Genomic DNA, 10,807 nt, shown 5'->3' on the forward strand with positions numbered 1-10,807 from the left:
TTTATACGTGATGTTTGGTAGATGCAGCTCCACACCTTCGGCCAAACGTAGGGTGGATCACGCTTCATCGATCCACCGGGGCTCCGCGTGGCGCTCCACCCCACGAAGCCACGGTGGATGTAAAAAGCGACATCCACCCTACGTTTGCTTTCAGACCGAGAGCATCAGAAACTCCCGCTCCCATGAGCTGATCACCCGGTGATAGTTCTCCTGCTCCGTGCGCTTGACCGCCACGTAGCCGGTGATGAACTTCGGGCTCAGGTATTTGCGCAGTTCGCGGCAGTTCTCCATGCGCTCCAGTGCGGCTTCCAGCGTCAGCGGCAGACGCAGGTTGCGGCGCTCGTAGCCGCGCCCCTTGACCGGCGGGCTAGGATTTAGCCCCTCGACCATGCCGATGTAGCCGCATAAAAGGCTGGCAGCGATGGCGAGATACGGGTTGGCGTCGGCGCCCGGCAGGCGGTTCTCCACGCGGCGATTCTGCGGATCGGAATCCGGCACGCGCAGCCCCACGGTGCGGTTTTCCTCGCCCCATTCGACGTTCACCGGCGCCGAGGTATCCGGCAGGAAGCGGCGGAACGAATTGACGTTGGGCGCGAACATCGGCAACAACTCGGGAATGTATTTCTGCAGCCCGCCGACGTGATGCAGGAATAACTGGCTCATCGAACCATCGGGATTGGAGAAGATGTTCTTCCCGGTTTCGATATCCACCACGCTCTGGTGCAGGTGCATGGCGCTGCCCGGCTCACCGGTCATCGGCTTGGCCATGAAGGTCGCGGCCACGTTGTGCTTGAGCGCCGCCTCACGCATGGTGCGCTTGAACACCAGTATCTGGTCGGCCAGGTGCAGGGCCTCGCCGTGACGGAAGTTGATTTCCATCTGCGCGGTGCCTTCCTCGTGGATCAACGTATCCAGATCAAGACCTTGGGCCTCACACCAGTCGTACATGTCCTCGAACAGCGGATCGAACTCGTTGGCGGCATCGATGGAGAACGACTGACGGCCCGTCTCCTGGCGGCCCGAGCGACCAATGGGTGGCTGGAAAGGCAGGTCCGGGTCTTCGCAACGCTGGGTCAGGTAGAACTCCATTTCCGGTGCAACAATGGGCTGCCAGCCGCGGTCGGCATACATCTTCAGCACGCGCTTGAGGATATTGCGCGGTGATATCTCGATGGGATTGCCCATCTTGTCGTAGGTATCGTGAATCACCTGAGCGGTCGGCTCGATGGCCCAGGGCACCAGGAACATCGCATCGGGATCGGGACGACAGAACATGTCGATGTCCGCCGGATCCAGCAGCTCGTAATAGATGTCATCCTCGACATAGTCGCCAGTGACCGTCTGCAGCAGCACGCTCTCCGGCAGGCGCATGCCCTTTTCACCGAGGAATTTGCTGGTCGGCGAGATCTTGCCCCTGGCGATGCCGGTCAGGTCGCTGATCAGGCATTCCACTTCGGTGATCTTGTGTTCTTTCAGCCAGCCGGTGAGCTGGTCGAGCTTGCTAGTCATGATGACCTCTGATTGCGATTTGTGCGCGACGGGTCCGTTCAACGCTGTGCTGCACGTGCCTTGCAGGCCTCGGCGAAACCCTGGAACAGCGCCAGGTAAGCCGGGTGTTCGTGTACTTTCCATTCCGGGTGCCACTGCACGCCAAGGGCGAAACCCGGCGCTGCCTCGACGGAGAAGGCTTCGATCAGCCCGTCAGGCGCCAGCGCCTCGATGCGCAGCCCTGCCCCCAGCCGCTCGACACCCTGGCCGTGCACCGAATTGACCCGGATCTCGGCTGGCAGCCCGAGACGCGCCAGCAGGCCGCCCGGCTGCACATGCAGCGCGTGGCTCAGGCCGTATTGCACCTCGACCGGGTCCTCGGGACGCTCACGATGATCCTGATAAGGCCCGGCTTCATGCACCTTCTGGTACAGGCTACCGCCAAAGGCCACGTTCATTTCCTGAAAACCACGGCAGATACCCAGCACCGGTATGCCGGCATCCACCGCTTCGCGAATCAGCGGCAGCGTCAGCTGATCACGCGAAGGATCGTGCGGCGTCCCGGGTTCGCTGGCCGGCCCTTGATAATGATGGGGTTCGACATTGGATGGCGAACCGGTAAACAGCAGGCCATCAAGGCTTTCCAACAGTGACTGCCGGTCAATCAGCTCGCCCAGCGCCGGTATCACCAGCGGCACGCCGGCAATCGCCGCAGCACGCAGATACTTGTCACCTGCGATATGAAAACCGTGGTGACCGATCTGCCGGGTACAGGCGCAAACGCCGATCAGGGGCACTCGAGACATGGAATATCATCCTGGAAGCTGCAACTCACCGAAGAGTAGTCTTGTTCATTTTTATAGACAATAGATTGCAAGACGGCCTTCGTCAGGGGCGGCAAGAGAAGATTCCCGTGCCCCATAAATGCCCGCTGCAGCCCATAATGAGGCACCCACGCGCTCCTATTGACAGCTGCTGGGCTTTTCGATTGACTCCAGTCAAACCGTTTTGATGATTGAAATTTTTAACAATATTAAGGTGTCACATCATGCAACCGCCGCCGCGTGCCGTTCAGCTCAACGAAGCTAACGCATTTCTCAAGGAACACCCGGAGGTCCAGTACGTCGACCTGCTGATCGCAGACATGAATGGTGTGGTCCGCGGCAAGCGCATCGAACGCGCCAGCCTGCACAAGGTGTATGAGAAAGGCATCAACCTGCCGGCCTCGCTGTTTGCCCTCGACATCAATGGCATCACCGTGGAAAGAAGCGGGCTGGGTATGGATATCGGCGATTCGGACCGCATCTGCTTCCCCATCCCCAACACCCTGAGTAACGAACCCTGGCAGAAACGTCCTACCGCGCAGCTGCTGATGACCATGCACGAACGCGACGGCGTGCCCTTTTTCGCCGACCCGCGTGAAGTGCTGCGCCAGGTGGTGAGCAAGTTCGACGAGCTGGGTCTGACCATCTGTGCGGCCTTCGAACTGGAGTTCTATCTGATCGATCAGGAGAACATCAATGGGCGCCCGCAGCCGCCTCGCTCACCGATTTCCGGCAAGCGACCACACTCAACGCAGGTCTACCTGATCGATGACCTCGACGAGTATGTCGACTGCCTCCAGGACATCCTCGAAGGTGCCAAGGAGCAGGGCATACCCGCCGATGCCATCGTCAAGGAAAGTGCGCCGGCGCAGTTCGAGGTCAACCTCCACCACGTCGCCGACCCGATCAAGGCCTGCGACTATGCCGTACTGCTCAAACGGCTGATCAAGAACATCGCCTACGACCACGAGATGGACACCACCTTCATGGCCAAGCCTTACCCAGGCCAGGCAGGCAACGGGCTGCACGTGCACATCTCGCTGCTGGACAAGAAGGGCAACAACATTTTCGCCGCCGAAAACCTGCTGGAGAGCGAAACCCTGCGCCACGCCATCGGCGGTGTACAGGAAACCATGTCGGCATCGATGGCCTTCCTCTGCCCCAACGTCAATTCCTACCGCCGCTTCGGTGCGCAGTTCTATGTGCCGAACGCCCCCTGCTGGGGCCTGGACAACCGCACCGTGGCCCTGCGCGTACCAACCGACAGCCCGGAGGCCGCACGTATCGAGCACCGCGTTGCCGGAGCCGACGCCAACCCTTATCTGCTGCTGGCCAGTGTGCTGGCCGGGATTCACCACGGGCTGACGAACAAGATCGAGCCGGACGCGCCCATCGAGGGCAACTCCTATGAACAGGTCGAAGCGAGCCTGCCTTCCAACCTGCGCGACGCCCTGCGTCAACTGGACGACAACGAGATCATGGCGCGCTACATCAATCCGGATTACATCGACATCTTCGTTGCCTGCAAGGAAAGCGAACTGGCCGAGTTCGAACACTCGATCTCCGATCTCGAGTACAACTGGTATCTGCATACGGTCTAGGAAGGCTGGACAGCTGACGTAAGGTGGATGTCGTCTTTTACATCCACCATTACCCCGTCCAGCGGTCGCCGCTTTAGGCTTACGGCTTCCAGCTGCTTCCCTGAACCCCATCGCCTAGAATCACTCCATTCTGAAACACCGAACTCAGCGAGGCCCCCATGTCCCGTACCGTTACTGTCGCCGCCACCCAGATGGCCTGTTCCTGGGATAGCCAGGCGAACATCGCCACAGCCGAGAAGCTGGTCCGCGAAGCGGCCGCCAAGGGCGCGCAGGTGATCCTCATTCAGGAGCTGTTCGAGACGCCCTACTTTTGCCAGAAGCCCAATGCCGAGTACCTCCAGCTGGCCACACCAGTGGAGCAGAACCCGGCCATCCAGCATTTCCAGAAAATTGCTGCCGAGCTGCAGGTGGTGCTGCCGATCAGCTTCTTCGAGCTCGCCGGGCGCGCACGCTTCAACTCCATCGCCATCATCGATGCCGATGGCAAGGTGCTCGGGGTCTACCGCAAGAGCCACATCCCCGACGGCCCCGGCTATCACGAGAAGTATTACTTCAACCCGGGCGACACCGGCTTCAAGGTCTGGAACACCCGCTACGCGAAGATCGGCGTGGCCATCTGCTGGGACCAGTGGTTCCCCGAAACCGCGCGCAGCATGGCGCTGATGGGCGCCGAATTGCTGTTCTACCCCACCGCCATCGGCAGTGAACCGCACGACCCGAACATCACCTCACGCGACCACTGGCAGCGTGTGCAGCAGGGCCATGCCGGCGCCAACCTGATGCCGCTGATCGCCAGCAACCGGGTCGGCACCGAGGAGCAGGACGGCTACGACATCACCTTCTACGGCTCCTCGTTCATCGCCGACCAGTTTGGCGCCAAGGTCGAGGAGATGGACCAGACCAGCGAAGGCGTGCTGGTACACCAGTTCGACCTGGACCAGCTGGAGCACATCCGCAGCGCCTGGGGCGTGTTCCGTGATCGCCGGCCCAACCTCTACGGCCCCATCCGGACCCTGGACGGTTCACAGCCCTCGGAATAGCCATGACCACCTTGATCAGCACCCCGCGCACCGACGGTTACTTCATGCCCGCCGAATGGGCGCCGCACAGCCAGACCTGGATGGTCTGGCCGCAACGACCGGATAACTGGCGCGAACAGGGCGTACCGGCGCAAGCCGCATTCGCCGCAGTAGCCAGGGCCATCGCCCGCTTCGAGCCGGTGACGGTCTGTGCCAGCGCCGAACAGTACCTTGCCGCCCGTGCAGCACTGGACGACCCGCGCATCCGCGTAGTGGAAATGAGCACCGATGATGCCTGGGTCCGCGACACCGGGCCGACCTTCGTCGTCGACGGCAAGGGCGGCCTGCGCGGCGTCGACTGGACCTTCAATGCCTGGGGCGGCCTGGACGGCGGGCTTTATGCCAACTGGCAGCGCGACGACGAGGTCGCGCAAAAGATTCTCGACATCGAGCGCTGCGCTCGCTATCGCACCGAAGGCTTCGTACTGGAAGGCGGCGCGATTCACGTCGATGGCCAAGGCACCCTGCTGACCACCGAGGAGTGCCTGCTCAATCGCAATCGCAACCCGCACCTGTCGCGCGAGCAGATCGAGAACGTACTCGCCGAGCACCTGGCCATCGACAAGGTCATCTGGCTGCCCCAGGGTCTGTACAACGACGAAACCGACGGGCACGTGGACAATTTCTGCTGCTACGTGCGCCCCGGCGAAGTGCTGCTGGCCTGGACCGATGATCCGACAGACCCCAACTTCGAGCGCTGCCAGGCGGCGATGGCCGTGCTGCAGAACGAGCGAGACGCCAAGGGTCGTGCGCTGACCGTACACAAGATGCCGATTCCCGGCCCGCTGCATGCCAGCGACGATGAATGTGCCGGCGTACTGGCCCTGGACGGCAGCCAGCCGCGCGATCCGTCGATCCGCCTGGCTGGCAGCTACGTGAACTTTCTGGTCGTCAATGGCGGAATCATCGCTCCAAGCTTCGACGATCCGCAGGACAACGAAGCCGAAGCCATCCTTCGCCGGCTTTTCCCCGCGCATGAAGTGGTGATGGTACCGGGCCGCGAAATTCTGCTGGGCGGCGGCAATATCCATTGCATCACCCAGCAACAGCCGCTGCCATAGAGTGATCACGCCTCACTGGGTGCACCCACGGTGGATGTAAAGAGCGACATCCACCCTACCCGACAATCACCTGATTCTTGCCAAGTCGCTTGGCGGTGTACATCGCCGCATCGGCGCGGGCAAACAGCGCGCCCAGATCGGGATCGCCAGCTCTGATATAGGTCACGCCCAGACTGATGGTTACAGCAAAACGCTTGCCGTCGCCGGTGGTAAACAGCAGACGCTGGATTTCCCGTTGCAGACGCTCGGCGATCTGCTCGGCCAGACCAGGCTGGCAACCTGGCAGCAGCAGCGCAAACTCTTCGCCGCCGATACGCCCGAACAGATCACCACGACGCAGCACCGCCGCGCCACACCGGGCAACGCGCTGCAACACCTGATCACCCATCTGATGCCCGTAGGTATCGTTGATACGTTTGAAGTCATCGATATCCAGCAGCTGGAATGCCAGCGGCGTGGCGTACTGCCTGGCCAACTCGAATTCGCGCTGGGCACACTCGAAGAAATGCCGACGGTTGCTGCTCTGGGTCAATACGTCGGTGGTGGCCAGGCGTTGCAACTCACCTTCGAGCTGTTTCTTGTCGGTGATGTCTTCAGCGATGCCGACGATGATCGGCCCATGTGTGCTGTCGATGCCTCGTGCGACAAAGCATTTATCACTGATCCAGCGCAGCTGACCGTCGCCACGAATGATGCGGTACTCACGCCCTTCTATGGCGCCCAGTTCAAGCACATCCTGCAGGCCCTTTTCGGCAAACTCCAGATCGTCGGGATAGACACTGCTGCGCCACTCATCGAAATCCGCTAGCAGAGACGCTGCCGGGCGACCGAATATCCGCTCATACGCCGGGCTGACATAAACCATCTGCCGAGACTGACAGTCGAACGCCCAAAGCACTGCATTGACAGCGCCCATCAGCGTGCTGAACAACTGCTCGCGCTCGCTCAGCCGGGCAACCTCGGCACGGGCATGCATCAAGCCCAGAAGGGTTTGCGTTTCGGTCGGTGGCTCGGTTCCAGTCGCCAGGCCGCTTTGCTGCTTCAAGGGATCCATACCTGCCATCCAAACAGGCGTCCGGCACCGGCGAAAATGCACCCGGCTACGACGCTACGCAGTTCAGAGAGTGGCGAAGATGCAAAGTTCCGAGTACTGCGATTTCCTCACGGGATCATCACACTGGAAAGCGGGAGTCATAAGCCCATACAGATGTTCGGGTCATCGACCTCCGAAGCTGACGTTTCGACGCACGGCATGCGAGAATGATCCGCTCAGGTAGCATTTAGCCATTAGTGCGTAAAACCCTTGCTCTTTCAGATTCCTACAGCCGGTGCCATGCCCATCACCCGTACTTCCCGCCCCACCGATCCACGCTGGTTTCTCAGTCTTGGCAGCTTGTTGCTGGCCATGCTCTTCGGCGGCCTGGCGCTTAACGACTACGTTGCACGCGATGCGGTGCTGAAGCTGCAGAACGAAAACCAGGGCAAGCTGCAGGCACTGGCGGTCCAGAGTGCGCAGCAGAACCTGCGCCAGCAAGGCGAACTGATTGCAGCGACCCTGGCGACAAAACCTGAAATACTGCGTCTGGTACGCCAGGCCGATCGACGACTGCGCCAGGGAGCTTCGTGGGATGGAGCAAACTTGCAACCTGTTCGCGAGCACCTGATACAGGCGCTGTCTCCGGCCTGGGAAGCACTGCGCAACCATCAGGCGCTGCAGTTGCAGATTTACTGGGGCAAGTCCGGCATCGCCCTGCTGCGCATGCAGGACCCCGAAGCCTTCGGTGATGCCGTCGCCGATCATCGGCCATTGCTCTATGCGGCGCTTCATCAGGGCCGGCCAATGTCCGGCATGGACATTGGCCGGCACAGCATCGGTAATCGGGCCATCGTCCCGCTGCGCGCCAGCGACGACCCTGACAGCCCGGTCATCGGCGCGCTGGAAGTCGGCTTCGGCATACTCCCCGAGCTTTCCACGCTGGGCAACCAGCTCGACGCAGGGCTGGGTCTTCTGGTCAATCAGGCCGAGCTGGAAGAGGTGTTCTGGACGCAGCCTGTCGGCATCCGCCTCGATGGCCTTAAGGGCTGGCTGTTGCAGGCCCACTCGACGCCGCAGATTCTGCATTGGGCAGCGCGGCGTGCACTGCTGGCGCCGGAGTCGGGCCACACGCTACAAGTACTGGAGTCTGACGGACGCCGCTTTCTGCTCAACCAGATACCCCTGCACGACAGCCGTGTACTGAACGATCCGTCACGTCCGGCTATGGCCGTAGCACTGGTCTGGCGAGACATCACAGCGACATTCGAGGAGCATCGGCTGACCGAGCGCCTGCTGCTGGTAAAATGGGCGCTGGCCTGGCTGACCACCGAGGTCCTGCTGCTGGTGCTGGTGTGGCTGCTCTACCGGCACACCACCGTCCAGCGCCAGCACGACATCGCCCTGCGCGATAGCGAAAGCCGGTTCCGCAGCATGGTCAGCAACCTGCCTGGCGTGGTCTACCGCCGCGGCAGCGATGCCGCCCGCACCATCAACTACCTGAGCACCGGCATTGAACGCCTGACCGGCTATCCCGCCCGAGATTTCATCACGCCGGGCCAGCGCAGCTACCTCAGCCTCGTCCATCCGGACGACCGCTCCCGAATTGAGCAGGATGACGGCGATTTCGAGCGCACCTATCGACTCATAAATGCCTGCGGCGAAACTATCTGGGTGCAGGAAAACCGACGCGCACTGCATGACGCCGAGGGCAACCTGCTCTGGTACGACGGCTTCATCTGGGATGTGACCCAGCGCGTAATCACGGAAACAGCCCTGCGTACCAGCCAGGAACACCTCTCCTCGCTGTACCGCCTGGCCCCGGTGGGCATCATGCTCAGCCGCCTGGAAGACGGCGAACTGCTGGAGTGGAACCCCGAGCTGCAGCGGGTCAGTGGTTACGCCGAGGGGCAACTGACCGGATACAACGTGCGCAACCTGCTGCCCGACTCCCGCAACGGCCATGCCACCGTCAAGCAGCTGTTGTGCAAGGGCTTCTACGGCCCCCACGAGACGGAGCTGCACCGGCAGGACGGGGCGCTGGTACCGGTACTGCTCAATGGTGCGCTGGTCACCGGGCCCGATGGCCGCCTGCTGGTCTGGTCCATTGTTCAGGACATCACTGCGCGGGTCACGGCCGAGCGTGAAGCCAATGAGCGCGAGCGCTATCTGCGCTTGCTGATCGCCAATGTGGTCGATGCCATCATCATCATCAATACGCGCGGCATCATCGAAACCTTCAACCACGCCGCCGAACACATCTTTGGCTACGGTGAGCAGGAAGTGCTGGGCCAAAACCTGTCGATGCTGATGCCCGAGCCGCACCGCGCCGCCCATGACGGTTATCTGAACGACTACGAGAAGCGTGGTGAAGGCCGCGTTCTGGAACAGAACCGTGAACTGGTGGGCGTTCGGCGCAATGGCGAAACCTTCACCATCGAACTGCGGGTATCGGAAATCAGCCATGGCGGCGAACGCAAGTTCATCGGCCTGGTGCGCGACATCACCGAACGCAAGCGCATCGAACGCATGAAGAGCGATTTCGTCTCCATCGTCAGCCATGAACTGCGCACGCCTTTGACCTCCATTTCCGGCGCACTGGGGCTAATGACCGGCGGCGCACTGGGCGAAATACCTGAGCCGCTCCGGCAGATGCTCGACATCGCGCAGCAAAACAGCATCAGGCTCGCATTGCTGATCGACGACCTGCTGGACATGGACAAACTCATCGCCGGGAAAATGCAGCTGCAACTGCGAACCCAGCCATTGACGCCCCTGCTGCAGGAATCGCTGTGCGCCAATCAGGGCTACTTCGACCAGCACGGCGTGCGCTGCGAGCTGGGCGAACTGGAGACTGCGCAGGTGTCGGTAGATGAACATCGGCTGCAGCAGGTGCTGGCGAACTTCCTTTCCAATGCGGCGAAATTCTCACCAGCAGGTGAAGTCGTAACCTTGAGCAGCGAGCGTATGGGCAACCACATTCGCGTCAGCGTCACCGACCGCGGGCCAGGCATCCCGCAGACCTTCAGGGCGCGCATCTTCCAGAAGTTCTCACAGGCCGACTCCTCGGATACGCGTCAGAAAGGCGGTACCGGCCTGGGTCTGGCCATCAGCAAGGAGCTGATCGAACATATGCACGGGCGTATCGGCTTCGACACCGAGCGTACTCAGGGCACCTGTTTCTGGTTTGAGCTGCCTATTCACGAGCCGTCATGACGAATTATTTTTCCTGCATGGCAATCGATCTTGGCAAACTGTGCAGGCCTGACTCGAACGACCCACTGGCCCTGCTCCGCGGAGGTATTGCATGACCCAGCTGAAACGGATTCTGCACGTGGAGGACGACCCGTCCATTCAGGCCGTGGCCAAGGTAGCGCTGGAAGTCATCGGCGGTTACGAGGTGCTCAGCTGCGCCTCCGGACAGCAGGCCATGGAGGAAATCGAGCAGTTCGCGCCACAGTTCATCCTGCTCGATGTGATGATGCCCGGCATGGACGGCCCGGAAACCCTGCTCAAGCTGAGTCAGCGCGTGGACCTGAACAGGATTCCGGTCGCATTCATGACCGCCAAGGTCCAGCCGGGGGAGATCGAACACCTGCGCAAGCTGGGCGCACAGGAGGTGATCATCAAGCCGTTCGACCCGATGCGGCTGGCCAGCCAGATCCAGGCGATCTGGAAAGCCCGCCATCCTTAAGCCTTCTTTTCAGTCCAGCGAGACGGA

At 61.3% G+C, this 10,807-nt stretch carries 8 protein-coding genes; 5 read left to right on the forward strand and 3 right to left on the reverse strand.

Features of this window, described 5'->3' with window-relative positions; all coding sequences use genetic code 11:
• Positions 1-150: 150 nt before the first annotated feature.
• Both NAV32_RS05350 and NAV32_RS05355 read right to left on the reverse strand, forming a co-directional pair.
• On the reverse strand, positions 151-1,509 hold the full coding sequence (locus NAV32_RS05350; RefSeq protein ID WP_256051766.1) for a glutamine synthetase family protein: 1,359 nt from the start codon (positions 1,507-1,509) through the stop codon (positions 151-153).
• 38 nt (positions 1,510-1,547) lie between these two features.
• Positions 1,548-2,294 (reverse strand): gamma-glutamyl-gamma-aminobutyrate hydrolase family protein, encoded by a 747-nt coding sequence (locus NAV32_RS05355; RefSeq protein WP_256051767.1) that lies wholly within the window; start codon positions 2,292-2,294, stop codon positions 1,548-1,550.
• A 242-nt stretch (positions 2,295-2,536) separates the two neighbouring features.
• Between NAV32_RS05355 and NAV32_RS05360 the strand changes: the two genes are divergently transcribed.
• The 3 genes from NAV32_RS05360 (at position 2,537) to aguA (ending at position 6,053) form a co-directional block, all read left to right on the forward strand.
• A complete protein-coding gene (locus NAV32_RS05360) occupies positions 2,537-3,913 on the forward strand; it encodes a glutamine synthetase family protein (RefSeq protein WP_256051768.1) in 1,377 nt (458 codons plus the stop codon).
• A gap of 158 nt (positions 3,914-4,071) precedes the next feature.
• Positions 4,072-4,953 carry an N-carbamoylputrescine amidase gene (gene aguB, locus NAV32_RS05365; RefSeq protein ID WP_256051769.1) on the forward strand — a complete coding sequence of 294 codons (882 nt, stop codon included), beginning with the start codon at positions 4,072-4,074 and terminating at the stop codon, positions 4,951-4,953.
• Positions 4,954-4,955: 2 nt separating this feature from the next.
• The gene (gene aguA, locus NAV32_RS05370) at positions 4,956-6,053 is read left to right on the forward strand and encodes an agmatine deiminase (RefSeq protein WP_256051770.1); all 1,098 of its coding nucleotides are present in this window, start codon (positions 4,956-4,958) and stop codon (positions 6,051-6,053) included.
• A 55-nt stretch (positions 6,054-6,108) separates the two neighbouring features.
• On the opposite strand, the gene NAV32_RS05375 is transcribed toward aguA, so the two are convergent.
• Positions 6,109-7,107, reverse strand: a complete 999-nt coding sequence (locus tag NAV32_RS05375; RefSeq protein WP_256051771.1) for a GGDEF domain-containing protein — start codon at positions 7,105-7,107, stop codon at positions 6,109-6,111.
• A 279-nt stretch (positions 7,108-7,386) separates the two neighbouring features.
• On the opposite strand from NAV32_RS05375, the gene NAV32_RS05380 reads away from it, so the two are divergent.
• Positions 7,387-10,302 (forward strand): PAS domain S-box protein, encoded by a 2,916-nt coding sequence (locus NAV32_RS05380; RefSeq protein WP_256051772.1) that lies wholly within the window; start codon positions 7,387-7,389, stop codon positions 10,300-10,302.
• Between the two features lie 91 nt (positions 10,303-10,393).
• The gene (locus NAV32_RS05385; protein WP_256051773.1) at positions 10,394-10,780 is read left to right on the forward strand and encodes a response regulator; all 387 of its coding nucleotides are present in this window, start codon (positions 10,394-10,396) and stop codon (positions 10,778-10,780) included.
• Positions 10,781-10,807 lie beyond the last annotated feature (27 nt).

Source organism: Stutzerimonas stutzeri, from assembly GCF_024448695.1.
Taxonomy (GTDB): Bacteria; Pseudomonadota; Gammaproteobacteria; order Pseudomonadales; family Pseudomonadaceae; genus Stutzerimonas; species Stutzerimonas stutzeri_T.